22 protein-coding genes are annotated in these 25644 nt (G+C 70.9%); 11 read left to right on the top strand and 11 right to left on the bottom strand.

From position 1 onward, the window contains the following. Positions 1 to 17 precede the first annotated feature (17 nt). Positions 18 to 2612, top strand: coding sequence for a tryptophanase (locus AQJ27_RS51730; protein ID WP_079064748.1), 2595 nt, complete (start codon positions 18 to 20; stop codon positions 2610 to 2612). Between the two features lie 330 nt (positions 2613 to 2942). On the opposite strand, the gene AQJ27_RS03070 is transcribed toward AQJ27_RS51730, so the two are convergent. After that, a complete protein-coding gene (locus tag AQJ27_RS03070) occupies positions 2943 to 4490 on the bottom strand; it encodes a serine/threonine-protein kinase (RefSeq protein ID WP_244313860.1) in 1548 nt (515 codons plus the stop codon). Between the two features lie 84 nt (positions 4491 to 4574). Continuing rightward, positions 4575 to 5102, bottom strand: a complete 528-nt coding sequence (locus tag AQJ27_RS03065; RefSeq protein ID WP_060899080.1) for an NUDIX hydrolase family protein — start codon at positions 5100 to 5102, stop codon at positions 4575 to 4577. An 834-nt stretch (positions 5103 to 5936) separates the two neighbouring features. On the opposite strand from AQJ27_RS03065, the gene AQJ27_RS03060 reads away from it, so the two are divergent. Continuing rightward, on the top strand, positions 5937 to 8333 hold the full coding sequence (locus tag AQJ27_RS03060; RefSeq protein ID WP_067361168.1) for a M4 family metallopeptidase: 2397 nt from the start codon (positions 5937 to 5939) through the stop codon (positions 8331 to 8333). A gap of 175 nt (positions 8334 to 8508) precedes the next feature. Here AQJ27_RS03060 and AQJ27_RS03055 read toward each other — a convergent pair whose 3' ends face one another. Continuing rightward, entirely contained in the window at positions 8509 to 8775 is a 267-nt protein-coding gene (locus tag AQJ27_RS03055) for a metal-sensitive transcriptional regulator (protein ID WP_067362692.1), read from the bottom strand. Between the two features lie 710 nt (positions 8776 to 9485). Between AQJ27_RS03055 and AQJ27_RS60725 the strand changes: the two genes are divergently transcribed. The 9 genes from AQJ27_RS60725 to AQJ27_RS03010 all read left to right on the top strand — a co-directional run bounded on the left by AQJ27_RS60725 (position 9486) and on the right by AQJ27_RS03010 (position 17665). Then, complete coding sequence (locus tag AQJ27_RS60725; RefSeq protein ID WP_257036914.1) at positions 9486 to 9986, top strand: RNA polymerase sigma factor; 501 nt, start codon at positions 9486 to 9488, stop codon at positions 9984 to 9986. Positions 9987 to 10087: 101 nt separating this feature from the next. Next, a complete protein-coding gene (locus tag AQJ27_RS03045) occupies positions 10088 to 10702 on the top strand; it encodes a hypothetical protein (RefSeq protein WP_235613403.1) in 615 nt (204 codons plus the stop codon). Positions 10703 to 10835: 133 nt separating this feature from the next. Further along, the gene (locus AQJ27_RS03040; protein ID WP_067361163.1) at positions 10836 to 12407 is read left to right on the top strand and encodes an ABC1 kinase family protein; all 1572 of its coding nucleotides are present in this window, start codon (positions 10836 to 10838) and stop codon (positions 12405 to 12407) included. A gap of 79 nt (positions 12408 to 12486) precedes the next feature. Further along, a complete protein-coding gene (locus AQJ27_RS03035) occupies positions 12487 to 13437 on the top strand; it encodes an SAM-dependent methyltransferase (RefSeq protein ID WP_096239640.1) in 951 nt (316 codons plus the stop codon). A gap of 2 nt (positions 13438 to 13439) precedes the next feature. Beyond that, entirely contained in the window at positions 13440 to 13907 is a 468-nt protein-coding gene (locus AQJ27_RS03030; protein WP_067362687.1) for a hypothetical protein, read from the top strand. After that, complete coding sequence (locus AQJ27_RS03025) at positions 13904 to 14920, top strand: bifunctional lysylphosphatidylglycerol flippase/synthetase MprF (RefSeq protein ID WP_341866057.1); 1017 nt, start codon at positions 13904 to 13906, stop codon at positions 14918 to 14920. The genes AQJ27_RS03030 and AQJ27_RS03025 overlap by 4 nt, the downstream gene beginning before the upstream one ends. 46 nt (positions 14921 to 14966) lie before the next feature. Next, entirely contained in the window at positions 14967 to 15926 is a 960-nt protein-coding gene (locus AQJ27_RS03020) for a ferritin family protein (protein WP_067361160.1), read from the top strand. 63 nt (positions 15927 to 15989) lie between these two features. Beyond that, a complete protein-coding gene (locus AQJ27_RS03015) occupies positions 15990 to 17042 on the top strand; it encodes a fatty acid desaturase family protein (protein WP_067361157.1) in 1053 nt (350 codons plus the stop codon). Between the two features lie 20 nt (positions 17043 to 17062). Then, a complete protein-coding gene (locus AQJ27_RS03010; RefSeq protein WP_067361154.1) occupies positions 17063 to 17665 on the top strand; it encodes a hypothetical protein in 603 nt (200 codons plus the stop codon). Positions 17666 to 17770: 105 nt separating this feature from the next. Here the strand turns inward: AQJ27_RS03010 and AQJ27_RS03005 are convergent, their stop codons facing one another. The 8 genes from AQJ27_RS03005 to AQJ27_RS02970 form a co-directional block, all read right to left on the bottom strand. Then, positions 17771 to 18640: an esterase/lipase family protein gene (locus AQJ27_RS03005; RefSeq protein ID WP_067361151.1), complete on the bottom strand. Its 870-nt coding sequence runs from the start codon at positions 18638 to 18640 to the stop codon at positions 17771 to 17773. 114 nt (positions 18641 to 18754) lie between these two features. Continuing rightward, positions 18755 to 19330 carry a flavin reductase family protein gene (locus AQJ27_RS03000; RefSeq protein WP_067361149.1) on the bottom strand — a complete coding sequence of 192 codons (576 nt, stop codon included), beginning with the start codon at positions 19328 to 19330 and terminating at the stop codon, positions 18755 to 18757. Then, a complete protein-coding gene (locus AQJ27_RS02995) occupies positions 19323 to 19805 on the bottom strand; it encodes a type II toxin-antitoxin system RatA family toxin (RefSeq protein WP_067361146.1) in 483 nt (160 codons plus the stop codon). Before AQJ27_RS02995 ends, AQJ27_RS03000 begins: the two co-directional genes overlap by 8 nt. A 50-nt stretch (positions 19806 to 19855) precedes the next feature. Continuing rightward, positions 19856 to 21223, bottom strand: a complete 1368-nt coding sequence (locus tag AQJ27_RS02990; RefSeq protein WP_079064747.1) for an aspartate aminotransferase family protein — start codon at positions 21221 to 21223, stop codon at positions 19856 to 19858. After that, entirely contained in the window at positions 21220 to 22374 is a 1155-nt protein-coding gene (locus AQJ27_RS02985; protein WP_096239643.1) for an SDR family oxidoreductase, read from the bottom strand. Before AQJ27_RS02985 ends, AQJ27_RS02990 begins: the two co-directional genes overlap by 4 nt. A gap of 209 nt (positions 22375 to 22583) precedes the next feature. Beyond that, the gene (locus AQJ27_RS02980) at positions 22584 to 23717 is read right to left on the bottom strand and encodes an acyl-CoA dehydrogenase family protein (RefSeq protein WP_067361144.1); all 1134 of its coding nucleotides are present in this window, start codon (positions 23715 to 23717) and stop codon (positions 22584 to 22586) included. Between the two features lie 108 nt (positions 23718 to 23825). After that, positions 23826 to 24557 carry a hypothetical protein gene (locus tag AQJ27_RS02975; protein WP_201264232.1) on the bottom strand — a complete coding sequence of 244 codons (732 nt, stop codon included), beginning with the start codon at positions 24555 to 24557 and terminating at the stop codon, positions 23826 to 23828. Between the two features lie 235 nt (positions 24558 to 24792). Further along, entirely contained in the window at positions 24793 to 25614 is an 822-nt protein-coding gene (locus AQJ27_RS02970) for an SAM-dependent methyltransferase (RefSeq protein WP_067361138.1), read from the bottom strand. Positions 25615 to 25644: the final 30 nt, after the last annotated feature.

Genomic DNA, 25644 nt, shown 5'->3' with positions numbered 1-25644 from the left:
ACCCGCCGGGAGGGCCGATGATCACCTCCCGTACTGGGGGTGGACCGGTCACGGAAACGCAACCGCTCGGCGGTTACGTGGCCGACCAGTTACTCCGACTGTGCCAAGCCACGGGTCTCGAACCGTCCGACGGCGAGATCTACGCGCGTGTCCTGACCGACTGTCTCGGTCCCGTCGCGGAGCGTCCGTTGGACGAACCGCCGACCTACCCGAGTTTCCTGTCCGACGACCACACGCCGGTGGAGTACTCCCTCGCCTTCGTGCCGGACGCGCCCCCGAACCTGCGCGTGCTGCTGGAACCGGGGTACGGCGCGGAAGGCCTGGCGGAGAACGGGCGCGTCGGACTGCGTGTGGTCCGGGCCATGGCGGACCGCTGGGGCTTCGCCACCGACCAACTCGACCGGCTGGAGGACCTGTTCTTCCCGCCGGTACCCGAGGGCCCGCTGGCGCTGTGGCTGGCCCTGGAGTTGCGGCCCGGCGGAGTCCCCAAGGTCAAGGTCTATCTGAACCCGGCGGCGTCCGGGGTGGACCGGGCCGCCGAGACGGTGCGTGAGGCACTGGACAGGCTCGGACACCGGCAGGCGTTCGCCGCGCTGCCCCGGGCCGACGGCTATCCGTTCTTCGCCCTCGACCTCGGGGACTGGGAGACACCCCGGGTGAAGGTCTACGTCACCCATCGGAACCTGGCCGCCGCCGACGCGGGTGAACTGCCCCGCACGGACCCCGGGCCACGGCCCGAGACCGTACGGGAGTTCCTGCGGATCGCGGCGGGTCTCGACAGCTCGCCGCAACACTCCGGCGCCGGGAAAGGCGTACGGCTGGAGGGGCGCCCCGTGCTCTCCTGCCACTCCTTCACGGAGTCCGGGACCGGCCTGCCGAGCGGTTTCACCCTCCACGTGCCGGTCAGGGACTACGTCCGGCACGACGGGGAGGCCTATGCGCGAGCGGTGGCCGTGCTGCGCCGACACGGCATGGACACCGCGGCGCTCGACCGGTCGCTGGCCACCGTCACCTCACGGCTGCTGCACGACGGCGTGGGGCTCATCGCCTATCTGGCGCTGGTGTACGAGCGGGGCCGACCGCCCCGTGTGACCGCGTACATCTCCTCGGAGGCGTACGCGGTACGGCCGCCGCTGCCGGCCCAGCCGCCCCCTCAGACGTTCTTCCCCCATCGCACGGCGGGTACCGAGCCGTGCGAGACCCTCCACTCAGTAGGAAACGGAAAGGCAGGAGCAGAAATCAGGATGGAGCCGTACAGGATCAAGGTCGTCGAACCAATCCCGCTCACGACCCCCCAGCAGCGCAAGGCGGCACTCGAACGAGTGCACTACAACCTGTTCGATCTGCGCGCGGAAGAGGTGACCATCGATCTGCTGAGCGACTCGGGGACCGGTGCGCTGTCCTCGGCGCAGCTCGCCGTGGGCATGGCCGGTGACGAGTCCTACGCGGGCTCGCGATCCTTCTACCGTTTCCGGGACACGGTGGCGGAACTGACCGGCTTCAGCCACATCCTGCCGGCCCACCAGGGGCGTGCGGCGGAACGACTCCTGTTCTCCAACCTCCTCAAGCCCGGCGACACCGTCCTGTCCAACACGCACTTCGACACCACCCGCGCCAACGTGGAGCTGGCGGGCTGTGTGGCCCGCGACCTGCCCTGCGCCGAGGCGCGGAACCTGGACAGCTCGGAGCCCTTCAAGGGGAACATCGACCTCGAGGCCCTGGAGCGGGGACTGACCGAGACGACCGGCTCGCGTGTCGCCGCGGTCGTCATGACCATCACCAACAACGGCGGTGGCGGTCAGCCCGTCTCCATGGAGAACCTGAAGCGGACCTCCGAACTCTGCCGCCGGCACGGTGTCCCCCTGATCCTGGACGCCGCCCGGTTCGCCGAGAACGCCTGGCTGGTCACCCGGCACGAGGCGGCCTACAAGGACCGCACCCCGCGCCAGGTCGCCGAAGAAGCGTTCCGTCTGGCCGACGGCTGTGTGATGAGCGCCAAGAAGGACGGCATCGTCCACATCGGCGGCTTCATCGGACTGAACGATTCGGAACTCGCCCAGAAGTGTGAACTCCTCCTCATCGCCACCGAGGGGTTCCCCACCTACGGGGGGCTGGCCGGACGTGACCTCGACATGATCGCCCAGGGCCTCCAGGAGGTGACCGAACCTTCTTACCTCGCCGAGCGGGCGGAGAGCGCCGACCACCTGGCCCAGCGGGTCCGCGCAGCCGGCGTGGACATCCTCGAGCCGCCCGGTCTGCACGCCATCTACCTCAACGCGGGCCGGCTGCTGCCCCACATACCGCCCCACCAGTACCCCGGCCACGCCCTCGCGTGCCGGCTCTACCTGGAGGGCGGCATCCGGTCGGCCGAACTGGGGTCGCTGTACCTCGGCGAGGAGGACGAGGACGGGAACCCCGTGAAGAGCCCGCCGTACGAGCTGGTGAGGCTGGCGCTGCCGCGGCGCGTCTACACGCGCAGCCATTACGACCACGTCGGCAGAACCCTGGAGACCATCGCCAAGAACGCGGAGTCCGTGCACGGCTACCGGATCGTGGAACAGTCCCCGATCCTGCGGCACTTCCGCGCCAAGCTCCAGCCGGTGACCGTCTAGCGGGCGGGGGAAACGCCGTCCTGAGGCCGCTGCCCGGTCACGTCGTTCACGACGCGACCGGGCAGCGGCTCGTCGTAGGCCCTGTCGTCACATTCCCGTCCGCCCCGCGACGCCATGCACGCGCCCCCAAGTTCTCGGCTTCGCTCGAACAGGGAGGGACCCCCTTCGCCGCACCGGGCACAGACCCAAGTACATCCAGTACGAGGGCCTGTGCCCGGCACGCCGAGAGCACGCTCCCCCAAGCTCTCGACTCCGCTCGAGCAGGGGGGGACCCCCATGACGCCGCAGGGCCCGCCCTCCGGGCGGACGACGGGAATTTGACGACAGGACCTAGCCGAAGTGGCTGTCGGTGATCTCCCCGTCCTCCGTGGCCGCGTGGGCGACACAGCGGAAGGCGCGCAGTCCGTCGGACCACTGCTGGGCGGTCGGCGGCAGGATGTCCGTGCTCCACCGGCCGGTGACGGCCCGTCCGGTGGCCGTCCTGGACTTCAGCATGACCTCCTGCGAGCACAGCGCCTTGACGGTGGGGTGCTTGATCAGGTCCCGGGCGTTGTTCGTCATCCCGTCCTTGGGCAGCGGGGCGATGGCGAAGGTCTCCCACACGTGCTTCACCCGGCAGTCCGCGAGGCTGACGGTGATCGTCCCCGAGATGTCGGTGATGCCGCTCCAGCACTCGGGGGTCGTGACGCACCGGCCGCCCGAGCCGTCGACCTCGGCGCCGGGGCAGTCCCGGGTGGTGGTCGACACCCCACCGAACCCCGTGTTCACGGCGGACGGGGTGACGGACGGCCGGGACGCGGTCGAGGGGGACTTGGGGGTGCCGGACCCCCCGTCCCGGTAGGTGATCACGGCGACCGAGACGCTCACCGAGACCGCCACCGCCGCCACCGCGGCGATCAGTCGGGGGCGCCGCGTCTTCTTCTCCCGGTCCCGCGGCGCCGGGGCGGTGGTCGTGCCCGGCGGACCGGGCTCGGGCGGCGGCGTGGTGTCCCGCCACGCGGGGACGGTGGTGGTCCGGCCGGCGGGTACGGGACCGGAGCCGACCCGGTCGGCGCTGTCCACGTCGACGGCGGCGAGCGCGTCACGCAGCGCCCCGGCGTCGGACAGCCGGCGCGCCGGGTCCGCCACCAGGGCCCGCCCGAGCACCTCGTTGAGGGCCGTAGGCACTCCCGGCAGGTCGGGGTAGGGCCAGGTGTGCCGCACGATGAGTTCCGCGAGACTGAGCTGGGTGCCGTCCTCGGGGAAGTGCGGCGGGCGGCCCCGCAGCAGGGCGTAGACCGTGGCGGCGAGCGAGTACACATCGCCGGCCGGGGTCGGCTCGGCCAGGTGGAACGCCTCGGGCGGAGCGTAAGCGGGGGTCAACGCCTCCCGGGTGACCGACAGTTCCCGGTCCGGCCGGGGCATGGCCGCGAGGCCGAAGTCGGCGAGCGCGACACCGCCGTACCGGTTGATCAGGATGTTGCCGGGTTTGATGTCCCGGTGCAGCACCCCGGCGGTGTGCGCCGCGGCCACCGCGTCGGCTATGCCCACGCCGATGTCGCGGGCCTCCTTCACGGACAGGGGGCCCTGGAGGTGCAGACGATCACCCAGGGAGCCGCCGGGGCACAGTTCCAGCACCATGTACGGGCGGTTGTCGCCGAATACCCCGGCGTCGTACACCGGGACCACGTGCGGATGCCCGGACAGCTGCCCGGCGGCGGTGACCTCCCGCATGAACCGCTGCCGGTCGCGGGGCGAGTCGAGCACCCTGCTGTCCACCTTGAGCGCCACCTCGCGGCCCACGGCCAGCTGTCGCGCCCGGTACACCGTGGCGAACCCGCCCTGGCCCAGGACCTCCTGGATCTCGTACCCGGCCAGTTGCATCCGCTCGAACCGCATCGTGCCCGTCATCCCCCAGCGCAGGACCACCCCCGCGGCAGCAGGTCTGACCGGGGACGGCGCCGACTCTAGCGGAGGCCTTCGTCAGGACAGCCGGCCCACATGGGCCAGGGCCTGCTTGAGGAGGGCTCCGTGGCCGCCCGGCATCTCGCCCAGGACCGCCGGCGACGAGGCCTCCTCGGGGCTGAACCAGACCAGGTCGAGGGCGTCCTGCCGGGGGCGGCAGTCGCCGGTCACCGGGACGATGTAGGCGAGCGAGACCGCGTGCTGGCGGGGGTCGTGGAACGGCGTGACGCCCACCGTGGGGAAGTACTCGGCGACGGTGAAGGGCTGGAGCGAGGTCGGGATGCGGGGGAGCGCCACCGGGCCGAGGTCCTTCTCCAGGTGGCGTAGGAGGGCGTCCCTGACCCGTTCGTGGTGCAGCACCCGGCCCGAGACGACGGTGCGGCTGACCGTCCCGTCCGGCCCTATGCGCAGCAGCAGTCCGATGCTGGTGACTTCGCCGTTGTCGTCGACGCGGACCGGCACGGCCTCGACGTACAGGATCGGCATGCGTGCGCGCGCGCTTTCGAGTTCGTCGGGCGTCAGCCAGCCCGGCGTGGTCTCGGTCATGTCAGACATTGGGTGATCATACTTTCAACCCTTCCGGATCCGCGCGCAGTGCTCGCCGTGGAGTCTGGTGGCCATTGTCATCACCCACAACGTGCGCGCGGTGGAACGGATACGCCGACTGGCCGGATCGTTAGGGAAGGCCGTCGGATGAGCAGGGCAGCCGTCGGATCAGGAGGGCAGCCGTCGCGTCAGTAGGGCAGCAGGCGACCCGACGGTGTCCTGCGGTCGATCGTCACCTCGCGCCCGGTGGCGGGGCGACGGCTGGGGCGAATGCGGATCTGGCGGTTCATGGCGGCCTCCTCGGACTCGTACAACCAGCTTCCACGCCGCCGCGCTCACGCGCGTCGTGCTCACGGGTCACCCGCACCTCTCCCTGAGGAGCAGACGCGCGACCCGGTCGTACTACCAAGGAGGGATGCCGACCCTGGGGCACGGTCCGGCGCGATGCCGTGCTCTCCGGGCTTATCCCCATTCCGTCTTCGCGTACTCCGTCGTCACGCCACCGGCGAAGTCGCGGCCGGTGAGGTGGACGCACCCGAGGTGGCCGCGAGGTCCGCCAGGCGCCGCCATCCGAGTGAAGGCGCTCTCCCGTGCGCCCCGGGTGAACCTCGTCCGTGCGCCCCACGTGAACGTCGTCGAGGGTTAACCCTCGATTGCCTCCGGTCTGCATGACATGTCTAGGTCAAGCTGCCATTCTTCTTCCTCACCTGCCGGACAGGCCTCACACGGTCTGCGCAGGGGCCCCGCACTGCTCAGCTCGTCCCGGTCAGCACATCCCGTCTGCCCGGGTCTGTCACCGGCCGTCGACGCGCGGCCGCAGCAGTAGGAGTACGAGTGAGACGAATACCCCGTCAGGCGGTCGCGGCCGGAGCGCTGGCGGCCACCGCCGCGTTCCTGGCCGTCGGCATACAGGCGGTCCCCGCGACCGCCAAGCCTGCCGCCCCCCACCCCAGTCCGCTGCGCGCCGGAGGCCTGGAGGCCAAGCTCACCCCTGCCCAGCACTCGGCACTGCTGAAGAGCGCGGCACAGAAGACCACGGCGACCGCCGGCACCCTGGGCCTCGGGGCCAAGGAGAAGCTGGTCGTCAAGGACGTCGTCAAGGACCAGGACGGCACGCTCCACACCCGCTACGAGCGCACCTACGCCGGCCTGCCGGTGCTGGGCGGCGACGTGATCGTCCACACCCCGCCGGCCTCCCTCGCCGCCGGCACGGTGAGCAGCACCTTCAACAACAAGCGGACCATCAAGGTCGCCTCCACCACCGCGACCTTCACCAAGTCCGCCGCCGCGAGCAAGGCGCTGAAGGCCGCCAAGTCCCTGGCCGCCGAGAAGCCCACCACCGACAGTGCCCGCAAGGTGATCTGGGCCGGCAGCGGCACCCCCAAGCTTGCCTGGGAGACCGTGATCGGCGGCCTCCAGGACGACGGCACCCCGAGCCAGCTGCACGTCATCACCGACGCCACCAGCGGTCAGGAGCTCTACCGCTACCAGGGCATCAAGACCGGCACGGGCAACACGCAGTACAGCGGCACGGTCACGCTGAACACCACGTTGTCCGGATCGACGTACCAGCTGTACGACACCACGCGCGGCGGCCACAAGACGTACAGCCTCAACAACGGCACGTCGGGCACGGGCACGTTGATGACCGACTCCGACGACACGTGGGGCACCGGATCCGGCTCGAACACCCAGACCGCCGGCGCGGACGCCGCCTACGGCGCCCAGGAGACCTGGGACTTCTACAAGAACACCTTCGGCCGCAGCGGCATCAAGAACGACGGCGTCGCCGCCTACTCGCGCGTCCACTACAGCACGGCGTACGTCAACGCCTTCTGGGACGACGACTGCTTCTGCATGACGTACGGCGACGGCACCAGCAGCACCCATGCCCTGACCTCGCTCGACGTCGCAGGGCACGAGATGAGCCACGGCGTCACCTCGAACACCGCGGGCCTGGACTACACCGGTGAGTCCGGCGGCCTGAACGAGGCCACGTCCGACATCTTCGGCACCGGCGTGGAGTTCTACGCCAACAACTCCAGCGACGTCGGCGACTACCTCATCGGCGAGAAGATCGACATCAACGGCGACGGCACGCCGCTGCGTTACATGGACAAGCCGAGCAAGGACGGCGGCTCCGCGGACAGTTGGTACTCCGGCGTCGGCAACCTGGACGTCCACTACTCCTCGGGCCCGGCGAACCACATGTTCTACCTGCTCTCCGAGGGCAGCGGCACCAAGGTCATCAACGGCGTCACGTACACCAGCACGACCTCCGACGGAGTCGCCGTCGCGGGCATCGGCCGGGCCGCGGCCCTGCAGATCTGGTACAAGGCGCTGACGTCGTACATGACGTCCAGCACCAACTACGCGGGCGCCCGCACCGCCGCCCTGAACGCGGCCACCGCCCTGTACGGTGCCAGCTCCACCCAGTACGCGGGGGTGGCGAACGCCTTCGCGGGCATCAACGTCGGCAGCCATGTCACGCCGCCGTCGAGCGGGGTGACCGTCACCAACCCGGGCAGCCAGTCCTCCACCGTCGGCACCGCGGTGAGCCTGCAGATCTCCGCCAGCAGCACCAACACCGGCACGCTGACCTACGCCGCGACCGGGCTGCCCACCGGCCTGTCGATCAGCAGCTCCACCGGAGCGATCACCGGGACGCCGACCACCGCCGGGACGTACAGCAGCACGGTCACCGTCACGGACAGCACCGGAGCCACCGGAACGGCGTCCTTCACCTGGACCGTCAGCTCCTCCGGAGGCGGCGGCACCTGCACCTCGACCCAGCTGCTCGGCAACCCGGGCTTCGAGTCGGGCAGCACCACCTGGACCGCGACCAGCGGCGTCATCACCAACTCCAGCAGCCAGGCGGCGCACGCCGGTTCGTACAAGGCCTGGCTGGACGGCTACGGCTCGACGCACACCGACACGCTCTCCCAGTCGGTGACGATCCCGTCCGGCTGCAAGGCCAGCTTCACCTTCTACCTGCACATCGACAGCGCCGAGACGACCACCAGCACCGCGTACGACAAGCTGACGGTCACCGCGGGCACCACCACGCTGGCGACGTACTCCAACCTCAACAAGGCCACGGGGTACACACAGAAGACCTTCGACCTGTCCTCGTTCGCCGGTACCACCGTCGCCCTGAAGTTCAGCGGGGTCGAGGACTCCTCGCTCCAGACCAGCTTCGTCGTCGACGACACCGCCGTCACGACCAGCTGACCGATCCGATCGACACCGTCTGACGCCTCCCCGGCAACAGCCGCGACGTGGGTCACCCGCCAGGGTGGCCCACGTCGCGTCGGTGTGTCGTCGTTCCCGAGATGTCCGTCGTTCCTGTGAAGTCGTCGTTTCCGTGAAGTCGTCGTTCCTGTGGTGTCGTCGTTCCCGTGCCGGCTCAGGCGAGGGCGAGGAAGAGCTTCTCGAGTTCGGCCTCGGACATCGGGGGCGTCTCGCCGTCGGCCGCGGCCATGCACTGGCGCATCCCGCTGGCGACGATCTTGAATCCGGCGCGGTCGAGAGCGCGGGAGACGGCGGCGAGTTGGGTGACCACGTCCTTGCAGTCGCGGCCGGCCTCGATCATGGCGATGACGCCGGCGAGCTGCCCCTGGGCGCGGCGCAGGCGGTTGAGGATCGCGGTACTGGCTTCCTCGTCGACGGACATGGCCATGGGGTGGGTCCTCCTCGGGGTGGTGCTGTTCAGTTTACCCCCTGGGGTATCAGTGGGGCGGCTGTCCGATCGCCTCCACCCGTCGGCCCGCCCGGTCCGATGACCTTCTTTATCGCGGGATCGTCAACCGGGCGGTTCGCGCGGGCGACCGCTGGGGGGCGCCGCCGAGGGGGGCGAGGGCGTCGAGCCCGGCGGCGAGAACGAGCCAGGCGGCCGCGACGACTTTCGGGGTGGCGGTAGCCCCTCGCGGCGGCCCGGCCCGTGCCCGGGCCCTCACCGTGGTCCGAGGTCGGCCCCGGGTGTCCGTCCGCGGTCGGGGAATTTGGCGCGATCGCCCCCCGTGCCGCTGAAACGGATGTGATTTCGGCCCCCTTTTGATGCGGCCCCGCTCATGGCGTGACGTTTCCGCAGACGTGAGGTGCCGCAGATGCATCCATGAAATGTGTAGCACGGTATGGGGTACGCCGGAACGCAGTCCTCCGTTTTCCATGCGGATGAGTGGTCCGTATTCCCTATGGTTTGTTGGTGTGTTGACTCGGAAAAGAACCTTCGCGACGGGTGGGGATAAGCCGTGCGAATATTCCGATTCGCACCAGGGAATCAAGCTCGGGGTCATGAATCACAGGGAATTGCTAGACCACTTAGATGAGCGCGGAATCGGCGATCCAGGGATTGATCGAGCGGGCCGCGAGTCCCAGGAAGAGGTGCGGCGCGAGTTCTCCTGGGGTGTGATCGCCAGTCACCGGGAGCGACTGATGAGGCTGGTCCGCCGCCGGCTGCCGAATGCCCAGGACGCGGAGGACTGCGTTCAGGAAGCGATGCTCAGAGCGGCGGCCCACGGCAATCTCGACCAGGACCGGATCGGTCCCTTTCTGACCTCGGTCGCCCTGCGTCTTTGTGTGGACCACTACCGCGAACTGGAGCGGAGACGGCGACTGTTGCGCCGCGCGGCGGACGTCGGCGGACCCGAGCTGCCGGACGAAGGCGTGTGTGACCAGGACTTCGGGCGCTGGCTGCTCGGCCAGGTGCACCTGCTGCGGGGCCGGGAGCGACAGGTGGTCCTCGCCCGCGCCCATGGGATCTCCACGCTGGAATTCGCCCGCATGCACCAGATCTCGGTCAAGGCGGCCGAAGGCGCGTTCACCCGGGGGCGGGCTCGGCTGCGGCTGGTCTGCGCCAGGGCCCTCGACGGCGCCGCGGCATAACGGATTTCCGCCTTCCTCCCGCGTCCGGCGCAGGCCGGGAGCGGGGACGAAAACGGCTCCCGAATTCCGGGAGTGCGGATGAGATGGAAAGGGTAGTGACCGTGAGCAAGAATAACACCCAGGACACCATCAAGGATTTCATCGGTGATATCGCCGACAGCACCAAGAAGGCATTCGACGAAATTCTCGACCGGAAAGGCGATGATTCGCATTCCTCGGACTGGCTCACCCCGGGGAATCCGTATCAGGCGCTGAACGGGCTCCCCGGCGATGTGCTGCGGACGGTCAGCGCGCTGTCCGCCCTCGGCGGTGTGGCCAACCCCGTGGCCGCACTCGCCAACGCGGCCAACGCCGCGGCCGGCCTCGGCGCCGCCAACCCGCTCGCCGCTCTCGCCGGCGCGGCCCCCAACCCGCTGGCCGCACTGGGCGGTGGGGCGCCCAATCCACTCGCGGCCCTGACCGGCGGCGGCGCGAACCCGCTCGGCGCCCTCGGCGGTGCCAATCCGCTGGGCGCGCTCGGACAGGTCGCCGGCGGGGCGGCCTCGGCCGTCACGGGCGCGGCCGACATGGCGGAGGGCCTGGCCGCGCTGCCCCGGCAGATCGCCCAGCTCTCCGAGCTCGTCGCCTCCCTGGTGAACGTGCTGGAGGGCGTCCAGGGGGTGGCCGGCGCCATGGCGGGCGCCGGGCGGGCACCGGCGGCGAGGAAGAGCGGCTGATCCGCCGCTGAACCGGGGCTCACCGGGCGCGTACCGCCTCACCTCGGGTGAGTGATCGCGCCGCATGACCCACGTGCGTGGGCGATCGCACGGATGACCGACGGAACTCGTCAGGCACAGGAGGTTGTGACACATGGGTGCCATGCTCGGCAGTCGGCTCCGGCTGGTTGTGAAGGTGCTGGGAAGCCTCGTCGCCGACGAGGTCGGCCAGGTGACGCGGGAGCGCCGGCGGTCCCGGCACGACGCGAACTCCCCGGCGGAAGGCGAGACCTCCGCCGGGGACGGGACCACCTCCGTGGACGGGGCACGCCGTGCGAAGGCGGTGCGGCACGCCCTGGAAAGCCTCGGCCCGTTCTATGTGAAGCTCGGCCAGATCCTCTCCACCCGGCCCGACATGGTGCCCGCCTCCATGATCGGCGAACTGCAGAACCTCCACGACCAGGTCGACGTCCAGCCCTTCGCCCTCTTCGAGCCCGTGCTCCAGGAGGAGCTGGGACTGGACTGGAAGCGCCGCTTCGACGACATCGAGACGGTCCGCCCGCTCGGGGCGGCCTCGCTGGCCCAGGTCTACCGGGTGACCCTGCCCGGCGGCCGGTCCGCCGTGGTGAAGATCCAGCGGCCCGGGATCCGGGACACCGTCCGCGCGGACATGGCCCTGATGCGCAAGGCGTCCCGGATCGTCGCCCGTACCGCACCCCGATTCAACGAGGTCATCGACGTCGAGGCGATGCTCGGCTCCATCTTCGACGCGATGGAACCCGAACTGGACTTCACCGGCGAGGCCCGCAACATGGACGAGGCCCGCGAGAACATCCGCCGCTACCCGTCGCTCTCCGTGCCCCGGGTCGTCCACGCCACCCCCAAGGTGCTGATCCAGTCACTGGCACCGGGCACCTCCGTGCGCCATCTCGACCGCCGCTCGTTCAGCGACCGGGAGCGCACGGACATCGGCAAGGACCTGCTGCGCTTCATGTACCGCGGGTACTTCGTCGACCGGATGTTCCACGCCGACCCGCACGCGGGCAACGTCTTCGCACTGCCCGGCGGCCCGGCCACCCTCATCGACTGGGGCATGGTCGGCCGCCTCGACCGGCGCACCAGCCTCCAGCTGCTGCCTCTGCTCATGGCCATCGCGCAGAACGACGGCCACGGTCTCGCCCACGCGTGGGCCGACATGGGCCGGGTCACCGCCTGGTCGAACCTGCCCGCGTTCGCCGCCGACATGGCCGCGCTGGTCCCCAAGGTCGCCACCGCCTCCCTGGAGGACATCAACTTCGGGGTGTCCCTGACCACCGTCCTGGAGAAGGCGACCCGGCGGGGCATCGGCTCGGCGCCCGCCATCTCCCTGCTCGGCAAGTCCTTCGCGAACCTGGAGGGTTCGGTGCGCTGTCTCGCGCCGGACATCGCCCTCGCGGAGGTCTTCAAGGCGGAGGCGCGCGGGATCATCCTGGCCCTGATCCGCGAGTACTTCTCCGTGGACCAGGCCGCCCGCAACACGATGGACCTCCTCTCGGCCGCCGCGTCCGCCCCCGAACAGTGGCGCGGGCTGCTCTCCGACGCGGCCAACCGCCAGTTCGCGCTCCAGCTCCACGAGCCGCACACGCCCTCGTCCATGGGCGGACAGCGGCCCTGGTCACCCTCGCGCGGGCTCATGGCGCTGGGCGCCGCGGCCCTGTTCCTCGACCGCCGCCGCACGCCCCGCTGACCCGCCCGCCATCCGATCCACCCTCAGCGATCCGCCCCATCCACAGCCCATGTCAACCGCACGCACAAAGGAATCACCCATGCCCATGCAGCAACACGACGCTCAGCGCGAAGCGGCTCCCGGCGCCCTGGACGGGGTCTCGGAGACGGCCCTGTGGACCGTCCGCATGCGGGCCCATGAATCCACGCGGGCGGACGCCCTCTTCGACGACCGGCTCGCGGGCGAGTTCCTGAACGCCGCCGGGGCGGCCGGCGCCCCGCCGGGAGCCGGCGTCCTGCAGAAGGTGCTGCCCGACTGGCTGGCCGTCCGCACCCGCTTCTTCGACGACCACCTGCTCGCCACGACCCGGGAGGGACGCGCGCAGGTCGTCCTGCTGGGAGCGGGGCTCGACACCCGTGCCTTCCGGCTCGACTGGCCCGCCGGAACCCATGTCTTCGAGGTCGACCTGCCGGCCGTACAGACCTTCAAGGCACGGGTCGTCGACGGACGTACGCCGGACACCGCCCGGCGCACCACGGTCGCCGCCGACCTGCTGGGCGACTGGCGCGGCGCGCTGCTCGCCGCCGGGTTCGACCCCGGCAGGCCCACCGCCTGGCTGTGCGAGGGGCTGCTCTTCTACCTGGCACCGGAGGCGGTGGAGCGACTGATCGGCACGGTGAGCGCGCTCTCCGCACCGGGCAGCAGCCTCGGCGCCGAGTGTCTCAACGCCGACACCGCCGACTCGCCCTTCGTGAAGCCCTGGCTGGAGGCCCTGTCCGGCACGGGGACACCCTGGGTGTGGCACCTCGCGGACGCGGAGCGGTGGTGGAGCGGCTACGGCTGGCAGGCGCGCGTCGCGGACCTGCTGGCCCTGCCGTACGCCGTCGAGCGCTTCGCCCCGCATCTGGCCGCGTTCTCGGGGGGCGAGAAGGACAGCATGATCCTGGTCACCGCGACGATTCCGGACGGCGGCGCGACCTCGGACGGCGGGGTGACCCCGGACGACGGGACGGCCTCGGACGGCGGGACGAACCCGGTCGGCGGGCGGTGACCGTGGACGGCCACAATCTCTGCCAGACCCCCACCACCTACCGGCTGCTGCGCCTGGAATACCTGCTCGGGCTCCTGGTGGCCGCGGGATTCTTCCTCGCGCACCTGGCCGAGGTGCGCTGGTGGGTCGCCGTCGTCCTGTTCGTCTACGTCGACGTCATCGGCTATCTGCCGGGCGCGCTCGCCTACCACCGCAGTCCCGACCAGCAGGTCTCCCGCGTCTACTACGTGCTCTACAACACCATGCACAGCCTGAGCGTGCAGGGCGCGGTCCTCGGTGCCTGGGTCCTGGCGTACGGCTGGGAGTGGGCGCTGCTGGTCCTGCCCATCCATCTCTTCGGGGACCGGGCGCTGTTCGGCAACTTCGCCAAGTCCTTCACGGTGTCCTTCGAGCCGGTTCCGCACCCCGCCGTGCAGGGACCGCTGCGGGACTTCGCCACCGTCCCCTGGCACCAGGCGGCGGTGCGGTGAGCGCCGCACAGGCGCCGGCCGACACGGAGGCGTACGAGATGCTGCGCCGGTACGGCAGCCACAGCAGCGCCTTCCTCGCGATGAACAGCGGGAACCGCCGCTTCCGCACGGACGGTGTCGACGGCTTCGTCCCGTACCGGCAGGCCGGCCGACGGCACCTGTTCCAACTGGGCGGGCCCGTATGCGCGGTGGAGGACCGGCCGAGCCTGCTGACCGCGCTGCTCGCACGGGCCGGCCGCGAGCGACGCCGGGTCGCCGCCGTCCAGCTCTCCCGCCCGCAGGCCGAACTGCACGCCGGACACGGCTTCGTCGTCAACCAGTTCGGCGCCTCCTTCAGCATCGCGCTCGACGGATACAGCCTCGGCGGACAGCGCATGGTCAAGGTGCGCAACATGGTCAACCGGGCCCGCAGAGAAGGGGTTTCGGTCACCGAGGTGCCCGCCGAGGAGCGGGACGGCGCGAAGGTCACCGCGGCCCTCGACGCCGTGGACACCGCCTGGCTGCGCGCCAAGGGCCGGCACGTCAAGGAACTCGAGTTCCTGATCGGCGAACGCGGCGGCCCCGGCGCACCGCACCGGCGCCTGTTCACCGCCGTCCACGAGGGACGGACGGTCGGCTACGTGTCGTACTCACCGGTCTTCGGCGAACACGCCGGCTGGCTGTACGACCTCACACGAAGGCTCCCGGACGCACCGCCCGGCACGGTGGAGCTGCTGTTCGCCACCGCCCTGCGCCAGTTCCAGGACGAGGGCTGCGGCTGGCTGCACCTCGGCTTCACCCCGTTCGTCCAGCTCGGCCCGGACACGGCCGCACCCGGCCCGACCAGCGCCTTCCTGCACCGCTGCGTCGAGGTGCTGGCGGCCAAGGGGCGCGCCGTCTATCCGGCGGCCGCCCAGGAGTCCTTCAAGCTCAAATGGCGCCCACAGCTCATCGAACCGGAGTACCTGGCCTTCCAGGGCCGGGTGAGCCCCGGCGCCGTCTGGCAGCTGATGCGCCTCACCAAGTCGGTCTGACCCGCTCCAGGGTCCCGGCCGTTCCCCATGACTCAGAAAGGCTGAAATGACCACATCCGTTGAGAAGTTCCCGGTGGAGGCCGACCGGCACCGCGCCCCGGGTCTCCTGGAAGGCGCGCTGCGCACCGAACTGACACCGGAGGGCTGCGACCTCGGCTACTGGTTCCGCGCCGTACCGGAAGGCACCCTCGGCGGCGATCCCCTGGGCCGCTCCGCGGACGTGCCGGTGCCGGACCACATGATGGTGGACGGGCCGTTGCGCCAGGCCGTCATGCAGGAGCTCGCCTTCCGCTCGATGGCGGAGGAGAAGGCGGCCCGCGCCATCTCCTTCCTCGTCGCGTACGCCCCCGACCTCGCCGGGATGGACTTCTACACCTCCCAGCTGATGGACGAGGCCCGCCACGCCTACGCCTTCCGCGGCCACCTGCTCGAACTGGGCGTACCACAGGACGAGTTGGCGGCCACCATGGAGTCGCTCGCCGGGGTCGACCGGGACGCCGTCCTGAACCCCCTGGAGGAGTTCGGGCTCGCCGTCATGGAGAAGGAACGCGACTACATCGGCGGCGTGATCACCCTCACCGTCCTGGTGGAGGGGGTCCTCGCGCCCACCGCGGAGCTGAGTGAGCGCAAATGGCGGCCCTTCGACGCGCCCGCCGCCGAGATCGAACGCGCCGCGGGCATCGACGAGATCCGGCATCTGTCCGTGGGCACCACGATCGTCCGCCGTCACGTCCGGCGACACCCCGAGGACCTGGAGCGGATCGGCGAACTCGTCGCGCGCGGGATGCGGTTGTGGTCCGAGCTTCCGGTGCAGCAGATGACCTTCCGCCGCGAACGGCTCTATCAGCAGGGGCTGGACCAGCACCGCGACCTCGTCGGCGACTACGAGCTGTGGCCGGGCCGCCGCCTGGTCGACACCACCGCCGAGGAACGGATGCTCGCCGCCGCGGAATGGTCGCGCGTCACCCAGGAAGCGCGCCTCACCGACATGGGTCTGACCCCGTGAACAGGCCGCGCACACCCGCCCGCATCGCGGGCGTCCAACAACGGAAGGGTCGGTGGCACACCGATGACCGACAGCCCGGCAGTCAACTCCTCACCGTATGAACCGGCCGCGCAGGACGAGGACTTCCGCGAACTGACCCGGCGCGTCCAGGCCGCCGGGCTCATGCGGCCCCGCACGGGCCAGTACGTGACCGGGATCGCGGTGGTCTGGCTGATGAACGCCCTCGGCTGGGCCGCGCTCGCGTACTCCGGCGGCTCCTGGTGGAAGGTGGTCCTGGCCGCGGTCTGGCTCGCCGTCTGGCACGAGCAGCTCGCCTTCATCGTGCACGACGCGGGACACCGTCAGATCACCCGGTCCCGCAAGGTCATCCAGGCCCTCGGCCTGGTCCATGGCAACCTGATGCTCGGGGTCTGCTTCGGCTGGTGGGTGCAGCACCACAACCGGCACCACAACCACCCCAACCACCTGGAGCTCGACCCCGACATCCTGCGGCGCGTGGCCGTCTTCGCGCCCGAACAGGCCCAGGACCGCAAGGGATTCGCCCGCTTCCTCGCGGCCAACCAGCGCTATCTGTTCTTCCCGCTGCTGGGCCTCGAAGCCCTGGTGCTGCGGATCGCCGGCGTCATCGCCCTGCGCCGCCGGGCGCTGCGCAAGCCGCTCCTGGAGGGCGGCCTGATGGTGCTGCACGCGGTGCTGTTCTTCGGCGGGCTCTTCGTGCTCCTGCCCTGGCCGTCCGTCCTGCTCTTCCTCGCCGTCCACCAGGTCCTCCTCGGGTATCTGCTCGGCCTCGGTTTCGCCGTCAACCACAAGGGCCTGCCGACCCGCGTGGGCAAGGAGTGGAGCTGGCTGGAGCGCCAGGTCCTCACCTCGCGCACCCTGCCCACCGGATACATCGGCGACTTCTTCTACGGCGGCCTCAACTACCAGATCGAGCACCACCTCTTCCCCGGCATGCCCAGGGCGGCGCTGCGCCGCGCCTATCCGCTCGTCAAGCAGTTCTGCGTCGAGCGGGAGATCCCTTACGTCGAGACGGGCGTCCTGGAGTCGTACCGCGACCTCGCCGAGCATCTCGGCTCCGCGAGCGAAGTTCTCCGTGGAACCACGGCCACGGCCTGAAGGAAAGGAAACCGGACGCAATGACGTTCTCAGCCAAGACGAAATCGAAGATGTCCCCGCTGTCCCGCCTCGCCAGGAGGTCGGTGCCGGCCGCCGCCCTCCTGGCGGGCACGGCCCTGGCCGCCCCCACCGCCCAGGCCGAACCGGCCGCGGTACGGGCGGCACCGGTCCCCGACCTCGTGTGCCGCCTCGACGCCGAGGTGAACTTCAGCCCGCCGCTCAGTGTGCGGGTCAAGGAGGCCGAGGTGACCGGGCACATCGGATACCTGGACTGCCGCTCGCCCAGCGGAGCGGCGCCGGAGCTGACCGACATCGTCTTCGGTGTCGACGGCACCGGAAGATTCGGTGTGCTCCCGCCGACCTTCTCCGTGGAGGGCAACGGCGTGGGCACCTGGAACACGGGTGAGGTCGGAAGTCTCTACTTCAAGGGAGATCTCAAGCAGGGCAGCCCCGTGCCGGACCGCACCGTGACGAGCGGACCGCTCGCCGGCGACGGAATCAACGGGCTGCAGATCCCCACCCCCCGGCTCGACAAGATCACCCCGGACGGGGTCGCGGGCTTCGACGTCATCGGCCAGGTCTGCTTCTGGCCCGGTGAGAAGGGCCGCTGCACGGCGTTCTGAGCCGACCACATGAGGGAGGGGGTGGTGCGGGCCCGGTCGGCCCGCACCACCCCCTCCCTCGCGTCCTCTCCTTCGCCGTACGGGCACTTCGTCGTCGTACGGGACTCAGCCGGCCAGCGCCTTGAGCGTCTCCCGCACCACGAGCGGGTCGTACGGCATGGCCAGGTGGGTGGTCCGGTTCTGCGGGGCGAGAAGCTGTAAGCAGGTGTTGGTGACCGGGTGTTCCGGCCGGGCGGGCTTCAGCTGCTGGGCTTCCGGAGGCTGGACCAGCTCGTCCCGGGTCGACCAGATGACGGTGTAGTCGACCCCGTCCACCGTGTCCCCCGGAGCCACCAGCTCCCCCACGAACTCCGAGTCGTGCAGCAGCTGGGTGAAGGCCGGGCTGATCCGGAAGAGCACCTTGTCCTCCACGACCGCCTGCACGCCCGGGACTTGGCGGACCAGCTTCGTCAGGCCCGCCACCTCGACCCCGTGGTTGCTGGGCGCGATCCCGACGACACGGCGCACCTTCCCCGTCCCGCCGAGGTACTTGAGGTAGTAGTGCGGGAGCATCCCGCCCTGCGAGTGGCCCACGAGGTCCACCTTCGACGCCTTGGTGTCCACCAGCACCCGGTCCACGAACTCCGCGAGTTCCTGGGAGGACTTCCGCAGGTCCCCGAGACCGTACAGACGGGGGAGCGTGGGCAGTTCCCCGTAGTTGAGGCGGAAGACGCGGTGCCCGGCCGTCCTGAGGGCGGGCGCCAGCGTCCGCCAGACGGACTCCCGGTCGCCGAGCGTGCCGTGCACGAGGACGACCGGGTGAGGACGCTCCGGTGTCGGGGGCAGGCCCCAGTCGTCCGTCTCGGGGTCGCCGTCGAGTCCGGCGACCAGCCGGTGCGCGGTGGACTGGGTGTTGCCGGCCAGCCGCTCGGGCGTCCTGAGCAGTTCGGCCGCGGCGCTCTCGGAGTTCACGCCGGGAATGCGGGGCAGGGACATGGGGCCTCCTTGGCCTCGGTTGTGTGTAGGGAGTGGTACGGAGTGGTCGTGGATACGAGGGAGGCCCGGCCGGGGCGAACCCCGGCCGGGCCTCCGTCCTGACTTCTGGTGGGCTCAGTCGGTGGTCGCCGTGGGCAGCGCGTGGAATGCCCGGTCGTGCCAGAGCAGCGGCCGTCCGCCGTTCACCTCCACCGCCATCACCCGTCCGACGACGGCGTGGTGATCCCCGTACGGTCGTACGTCCTCGACCAGGCACACCGACCACGCGAGCGCGTCGGCGAGGACCGGCAGGCCGAGCACCCGGCGCACCGGGCTGTTTTCGAACCGCCTGGCGGGCGGCACGGAGGTGTCGGCGAAGAGTTCCGCGACCGACCGCTGATGATCCGTCAGGAGACTTACGGCGAAGGCACCTTGTTGCTTCAGGGCGGTCAGCGTGCGGGAGGTGCCGCGCAGACACGCGAGGACCAGCGGCGGGCGCGCCGACAGGGACGTGAGCGCGGAGACCGTCATCCCGGTCGGCTGGCCCGTTCCGTCCAGTGCCGTGACGACCGTGACGCCGGCCGTCAGCTTGGCGTAGAGGCCGAGACAGCGGACCGTGTCGGGGCCGGGCTCGTCCCGCAGGGTGTCCCAGCCCGCGGTGGACGGGCCGTCGGGACGGGGCTGGCGGGGCACGAGGGTGAGGTCAGCCATGCGCGGGGGCGACGCTGTCGGCGAGTTGGGCCGGGGCGGGCGTGACCCTGCCGAGCAGCCCGCGCAGGATGCGCTCGATATTGCTGCGCAGCGTCGAGTCGGCGACCGGGTCGAGGAGTTCCGCCAGCGTGGGGATCCCGAGGTCGAAGACGGCGTCGAAGGTCACCGCCGTACCGTCCTCGCCGGACGCGCACCGCCAGGTGCCCTCGAACAGCTCGAAGTCGCCCGTGAGCTGGGTGAAACCGATGGTCCGCGTCTGCGGGAAGAACGCGTCCCGTTCCGACCAGCGCATCAGACCGTTCCTGAAGCGCACGGTCCAGTCCGACACCACCGTGCCGTCGTCATGGGGTGGATGGACCACGACCTCGCGGACGGTCTCGGTGACTTCGGGATACCGGCGGAAATCACGGATCCGCTGGTAGGCGGTCTCGGGGTCGACGTCGTGGGCGGTCAGCCGTACGGTCACGTGACGCATGGGAGGTGTTGCCTTTCCACGGTAGGGACGGGTCGGCGATGGCGGACGGGTCAGCCGAGGCGGGTCGCGACGACGCGCAGCGCCTCGGCCAGGGCGGTGAGGAACAGCCGTAGCTCCTCCTCGCCGACGATCGCGGGCGGTGTCAGCCGCAGTACCCGGGTGGCGTTGAGGGAGTGGTTCACCAGGACGCCGCGCCCGACCAGCTCGAGGATCAGTTCACCCACGGCCTGCTCCTCGGTGAACTCCAGGCCGATCAGCAGCCCCCGCCCGCGCACCTCGCGCACCAGGCCGCCGGCGTACGGGGCGCAGGCGGCCCGGACGCCCGCGAGCAGCCGCTCGCCCAGGGCCTTGGCACGCGGGACGACGCCCTCCCGGTCCAGGGCCTCGACCGCGGCGAGCGCGGCGGCGCAGGCGATCGGGGAGGCCGCGAAGGTGGAGGTGTGCAGATAGGGGTCGCGGGAGAAAGGTCCGTAGGCCGCCGCGGTCGCGACCATCGCCGCGACGGGCACGACACCGCCGCTGAGTCCCTTTCCGACGAGCAGTACGTCGGGCTGTGGCGGCGGGCCGTCCTGGGCGTCGGCGTCCATGCCCCACCACGAACCCAGCCGGCCCAGGCCCGTCTGGATCTCGTCGACGATCAGGAAGGCCCCGTACGTCCGGCACAGCCGGCTCACCTCCGCCAGATGGCCCGGCGGTGGAATGCGTACGCCGCCCTCGCCCTGCACCGGCTCGACGATCACGCAGGCCCGGCGGCCGAGTTCGGCGAGCGTGGCGTCCAGCGCGGCCGTGTCCCCGTACGGGATCGCCGTGCTGTCCGGCAGCAGCGGCTGGAAGGGCTGCTGGTACTTCGGGTTGGCGGTGGCGGTCAGCGCGCCCAGGGTCTTGCCGTGGTAGCCGCCGAGGGTGGAGACGAGGGCGGTGTGGCCGTGCGCCCGGGCCAGTTTCAGACCGGCCTCGGTGGCCTCCGCGCCGGAGTTCACGAAGTGGACGTGGTCGAGGCCCGGTGGGGTCCGTGCGGCCAGTGCCTCGGCGGCGAGGGCCGCGACGGGCTCGAGGAAGACCCGCCCGGCCAGCGGATGGGTGTCCACCTGGCGGTGCACCGCCGCGGTCACGTGGGGATGCCGGTGACCGAGGATGAAGACCCCGTAACCGCCGAAGTCGAGGTAGCGGCGGCCGTCCTCGGTGAACACCCACGCGCCGTCGGACGCCGTCTCCAGCATGCCGCCGAGCACCGTGCCGAGGACGGAGCGGCCGGAGGAGAGGTGCTCGCGGTAGAGCCGGGCGATGTGCGCACGGTCCGTGGCGGGGTCGGCGACCGGTGCCACGGATCCGGCGGCCGGTGTCGCGGTTCCGTTGATCGGTGTCGCGGTTGCGGTGTCCGGCGTCTCGACAGGGGCGGGGGCGGGGGCCGCGGTCATGAGGCCAGTTCCTGGGTGTGCGTGGCCGGCGAAGGCTGGGACCTCGCCGCCGTGTCCTGCGCGGTCCCCGGACGCAGGCGGGTGCGCATGCCGCCGCGCCCGGTGGACCAGGCTGCCAGGTTGCGTACGAGCGCCCGCCGGAGGTCGTCCTTCGAGGGGGCCGTGCCGCAGTGCGGCGACCCGAGGGACGATTCGAAGGGGAGGGCCCGCTGGAAGACCAGCAGCAGTTCCGCGTACGTCTGGAAGCGGCGGCGCAGTGACTCCGGGAACGTGGGGCCCTCGATCAGCGGCAGCAGCAGCCGGTGCACCGACTCCAGCGGGATGAGCCGGGGCGGATGCGGCCGCGGTCCCCACTGGTCGGCGAACTCCAGGCAGGTGTCCACCACTTCACGCTGGAGCAGCGCCTCGGTGCCGGCCGTCAGCCAGTACTCGCCGCCCGTGACACCGGCCCTCATCAGGTCACCCACCGCGCGCGCGACGATGTCCTGGGGCACCATGTCGATCCGTGCGTCCGGCGTTCCCGGCAGCACCGGCACCTGCCCCTTCACGATGGAGCCCAGTGCCCGCGTCAGCCCCTGCATCCCGGCGATCCGACCGGTGACGGAGTCTCCCATCACCACCGACGGGCGCATGATCACGCCCGGCACCGGGGCGTCGCGCACGACCTGTTCGGCCGCCGTCTTGGAGGCGAGGTACGCGGCGGCACCCGGGAAGCGCTCCTGCTCCTCCGGCGCCAGCGGGTTGGCGACGAAAGCGGTGCTCATGTGGAAGAACGGAGCCTCGGCACGGGCGGCGAGGCCGAGCATCGCGATCGTGCCGTCGAGGTTGGCCCGCCGGATCTGGGCGGGCTCCGCCTTCCAGTTGGTGGCGGCGGCGGAGTGCACCACCAGGTCCACTTCGGCGATGAGCCGGGTGAAGTCCGCCCGGGTCAGGCCGAGTCCGGGTTCCAGCAGATCGGCGCGGACCTCACGGACCCGGTGGTCGTTCACCGGCGTGCGGTGGCGCAGGCAGACGATTCCGAAATCCGGCGACAGCTCCTCGATCAGGGCTCTGCCGAGTACCCCGGCGCCGCCGGTGAGCAGAATCGTGGGGCGTTTCGCGGGCGGTTGCGAGCTGGTCGGAGCGCTGGGCCGGGGCCGGGACAGAGGCATGGCGGTGATCCCCTCGGTCGAGTGAGCGTAGGTGTTGCCGGACGGACGGGCGGGCGGGTGTCCGGGCGGGTGGGTGTTGGGGTGCTGGGGTTTTGCGCGTGCGGGGCGCCTATGAGCTCGGTTCTTGTTGTGCGGCGGCGACTGCGGGTTGTCTGTGGCTTGTCGCGCCGTTCCTCGCGCACCCTTCGGGGCGCTCGCGCCGGCTGGGGTTACGCGATGGTCAGCGGCTCGTCGGCGAGGTATGCGGACAGTGGGCCGGTCATCCGTGAGCGCGACGGCGGGTGCAGGGCGAGACCGTTGGCGCAGGCGGCGAGGTATCCGACCTCGTCCGAGGACATGAAGTTGAGGCCGCCGAGCAGTTCGACGGACCGGGGCACGATCCGGGCGAGTGCGTCCTGCACGGTGTAGCGCGCGTAGAGCGAGTCGGCGAGCGCGGACTCGTCGGGCACGCCCTCGTCCACCCGGCGGGCGAGGCCCTCGACCGCCGCCGTCGCGCCCTCGATCTCCACCAGCAGCCGGACCCGTTCGGCGTCGGGCACCCGGTCGTTGAGCAGCACCCGCTCGACGAGGGCGCTCGCGGCGCCGAGGTAGCTGCCGGTCATCAGCAGCTCGAACCAGACCAGGCCGGCGGTCTGCACCTCGTCGAGGCGGGCCCCGGCCGGCGAGGCCGTGCGCACCAGGAGTTCCTTGGGAACCAGTACGTTGTCCAGCGTCACCTGGTCGCTCTCGGCGCCCGCCAGGAAGGTGCTCGACCAGAAGCCGCTGACGCTCAGCCCCTCGCTCTCGGCGGGAACCAGCGCCACGGCCAGCTCCTCTCCTTCGCCCTCCTCGCACGGCACCATCACGCTGGCGGTGAGCAGATCCATGGAACGGGCCAGGCTGCACGGCCGTTTCACACCGGTGATCCGCACCCCTTCGGGCGTCACCGTGGCGGACATGGAGGGCGACAGGATGCCGGTGCCGCTTCGCCCCTCGGCGAAGCCGGACGCCATCAGCCGGTTCTCGGACGCGACGCCCTGCACGAGCATCCACTCCAGCCCCTCGCCGGAGTCGCTCAGCCCGACCAGCGTGGCCATCGAGAAGTGGTGCATCGTCGTCGCCACCGCGAGCGACGGCGAACGACTGCCCAGCGCGCGCTGCACCCGCAGGGTCTCCAACGCGGTGGCGCCCCGGCCCTGGAAGGCGGTCGGGGCCAGCAGACCCGGCCCGCCCGCCTCCCGGAACAGCCCGATGCCGGGGCTTTTCGGCCCCTCCAGTGTCATCAGCGGTACGGCCCTCAGACTCTCGTCGAGGCCGGGCAGCAGTTTGGCGAGGGCCGCGCGCTCACGCTCCAGGAATCTCATGTCGTCCCCTGCTCCTTGATCCTCAGGTGTCGCCGGCAGCGTCGTTTCTGTTTACGCGCGAACCGGCGGAACCCCTCGGGGCAAAAAGGATGTTGGAACGTTCGACGGTCAGCGGTTCGGCTGCCGGGCCGAGTCCCGTACGACGACGAGGCGGGTGGGTCTGGCCTGGGTCAGTTCCACCCAGCGGGCGAGCTCCTGCTCATGCGAACCGCTGCGCGTCGCCCGCGCCACGACGGTCGCCGCCGCGTCGTCGGGGCGGCCGTCGCGGGTCAGGAGACTGAGCGGCCAGGCGGGTTCGGAGGGCTCCTGACCGTCGAACGGATGCCAGTCCCACGGCGCGTCGAACCGCCAGGCGCGCCCCGCGGCGTCCGCGACCTCGTCACCCGCCACGAGGCAGGCGTACGGGCGGAACAGCAGGTCGAGAGCGATCGGGATCCCGTCGTCGGGAGCGATCCCGTAGCCCTGCCACTCCAGGTCGGGATCGTGCGACTGCCCCGTGCGCAGCACCATCACCTGCGTCTCCAGACGAGGGAGACGTCCTGTCTCCAGCGGTGGATCCATCCGTTCGACGCTCATCACATGCACCACCGTGGGAGGGATGCCGACCTTGCACACCGCGCCGACCTCGAGGTGCCGGGGCGGCGGCTCGGTGCGGAACAGCTCCAAGTCCCAGTCGTACGAGGCCGGATCGCCGGCCAGGGCCACCTGGCCGTTCCACTCGATCCAGTCGCAGTCCGGGTCCACCTCCCACCACGGCCACTCGACGACCACTTCCCGTCGGGTGAGACGGGTGACCCGTGCGTCGGTGTACGGGCACGAGACCAACAGGACATCCCCCACACGGTGATCCGCTCCCACAGCCCGCCTCCCGCTTCCCCGGTCGCCACCGCCCGCACGGTACAAGCTCAAGGTCAGCGGCGGTCTATCGGGTGGGGTGGTCGCGGACGCCGGCTGCACCGCGGGTTCCTTCAGGCCTCAACCCGTCGGCGAGGAACAGAAGTTGATCCTGGTCCCCGCCGAGCGGGTCGGCCCGCGCGAGCGGCGGGCCGGGACCTGGGCGCGATGGCCGAGTGCCTCAGGAACGGGGGGGCTTGAAACCGACCGCGCCGTACAGCGGGACGGGCGCGTCACCGATCTCGTCCTCGTCCAGCGCGAGCTCGGGATGCCACTTCGACAGCGACACCACCCCGGGGTCGACGAGGTCGAGTCCCCGGAAGAAGTGGCTGACCTCGCTGTGCGAGCGGGCCACGAGGGTCACACCGCCCGCCGCGTACGCCGCGATACCGGTCGCGACCGTCACGGGGTCGTAGTCGCCGGTCAGCGCGGACAGCACCAGACAACTGCCCGGCGCCAGGGCGTCGACCAAGGTGTCCACCAGGTCGTACGCACCGTCCTCCTCGGCTATGAAGTGCATCAGCGCGATCAGCGACAGCGCGACGGGCCGGTCGAAGTCGAGAACCTGGGCGGCCTGTTCGAGTATCTTCCCCGGTTCCCGCGCGTCGGCCTGCACGTACTCCGTCACACCCTCGGGGGTGCCGCGCAGCAGGGCCTCGGCGTGGGCCAGGACGATCGGGTCGTTGTCCACGTAGACGACCCGCGCGTCCGGGACGGCGGCCTGGGCGATCTGGTGGAGGTTCGGCTCCGTGGGGATGCCGGTGCCGATGTCGAGGAACTGGCGGATGCCGGTCTCCCGGACCAGCCAGCGGGTGGCGCGCTGCATGAACCAGCGGTTGCTGCGGGCCGAGCGGGGGGCGCTCGGGTCCGTGGACATGATCCGCCGCCCGAGCTCCTCGTCGACCGGGTAGTTGTCCTTGCCGCCGAGGAACCAGTCGTACATCCGTGCCGGGTGCGGCCTGCTGGTGTCGATCCGCTGGGCGGAAGGCCCGGTCGCGGTCATGCGGCACTCCTCTGCTCACGCTCGTGTTGA

Source organism: Streptomyces olivochromogenes (genome assembly GCF_001514115.1).
In the GTDB taxonomy this organism is placed as follows: Bacteria; Actinomycetota; Actinomycetes; order Streptomycetales; family Streptomycetaceae; genus Streptomyces; species Streptomyces olivochromogenes.
The sequence above is the reverse complement of the archived record's forward strand: the minus strand, read 5'-3'. Positions and strand labels throughout refer to the sequence as shown.

What these genes read in the sequence shown, in the direction of transcription:
- AQJ27_RS51730 (WP_079064748.1), top strand. Translation starts at nt 18, where the DNA reads ATGATCACCTCCCGTACTGGGGGTGGACCGGTCACGGAAACGCAACCG.
- AQJ27_RS03070 (WP_244313860.1), bottom strand. Translation starts at nt 4,490, where the DNA reads ATGCGGTTCGAGCGGATGCAACTGGCCGGGTACGAGATCCAGGAGGTC.
- AQJ27_RS03065 (WP_060899080.1), bottom strand. Translation starts at nt 5,102, where the DNA reads ATGACCGAGACCACGCCGGGCTGGCTGACGCCCGACGAACTCGAAAGC.
- AQJ27_RS03055 (WP_067362692.1), bottom strand. Translation starts at nt 8,775, where the DNA reads ATGTCCGTCGACGAGGAAGCCAGTACCGCGATCCTCAACCGCCTGCGC.
- AQJ27_RS03040 (WP_067361163.1), top strand. Translation starts at nt 10,836, where the DNA reads ATGGGTGCCATGCTCGGCAGTCGGCTCCGGCTGGTTGTGAAGGTGCTG.
- AQJ27_RS03035 (WP_096239640.1), top strand. Translation starts at nt 12,487, where the DNA reads ATGCCCATGCAGCAACACGACGCTCAGCGCGAAGCGGCTCCCGGCGCC.
- AQJ27_RS03020 (WP_067361160.1), top strand. Translation starts at nt 14,967, where the DNA reads ATGACCACATCCGTTGAGAAGTTCCCGGTGGAGGCCGACCGGCACCGC.
- AQJ27_RS03015 (WP_067361157.1), top strand. Translation starts at nt 15,990, where the DNA reads ATGACCGACAGCCCGGCAGTCAACTCCTCACCGTATGAACCGGCCGCG.
- AQJ27_RS03010 (WP_067361154.1), top strand. Translation starts at nt 17,063, where the DNA reads ATGACGTTCTCAGCCAAGACGAAATCGAAGATGTCCCCGCTGTCCCGC.
- AQJ27_RS03005 (WP_067361151.1), bottom strand. Translation starts at nt 18,640, where the DNA reads ATGTCCCTGCCCCGCATTCCCGGCGTGAACTCCGAGAGCGCCGCGGCC.
- AQJ27_RS03000 (WP_067361149.1), bottom strand. Translation starts at nt 19,330, where the DNA reads ATGGCTGACCTCACCCTCGTGCCCCGCCAGCCCCGTCCCGACGGCCCG.
- AQJ27_RS02995 (WP_067361146.1), bottom strand. Translation starts at nt 19,805, where the DNA reads ATGCGTCACGTGACCGTACGGCTGACCGCCCACGACGTCGACCCCGAG.
- AQJ27_RS02990 (WP_079064747.1), bottom strand. Translation starts at nt 21,223, where the DNA reads ATGACCGCGGCCCCCGCCCCCGCCCCTGTCGAGACGCCGGACACCGCA.
- AQJ27_RS02985 (WP_096239643.1), bottom strand. Translation starts at nt 22,374, where the DNA reads ATGCCTCTGTCCCGGCCCCGGCCCAGCGCTCCGACCAGCTCGCAACCG.
- AQJ27_RS02980 (WP_067361144.1), bottom strand. Translation starts at nt 23,717, where the DNA reads ATGAGATTCCTGGAGCGTGAGCGCGCGGCCCTCGCCAAACTGCTGCCC.
- AQJ27_RS02970 (WP_067361138.1), bottom strand. Translation starts at nt 25,614, where the DNA reads ATGACCGCGACCGGGCCTTCCGCCCAGCGGATCGACACCAGCAGGCCG.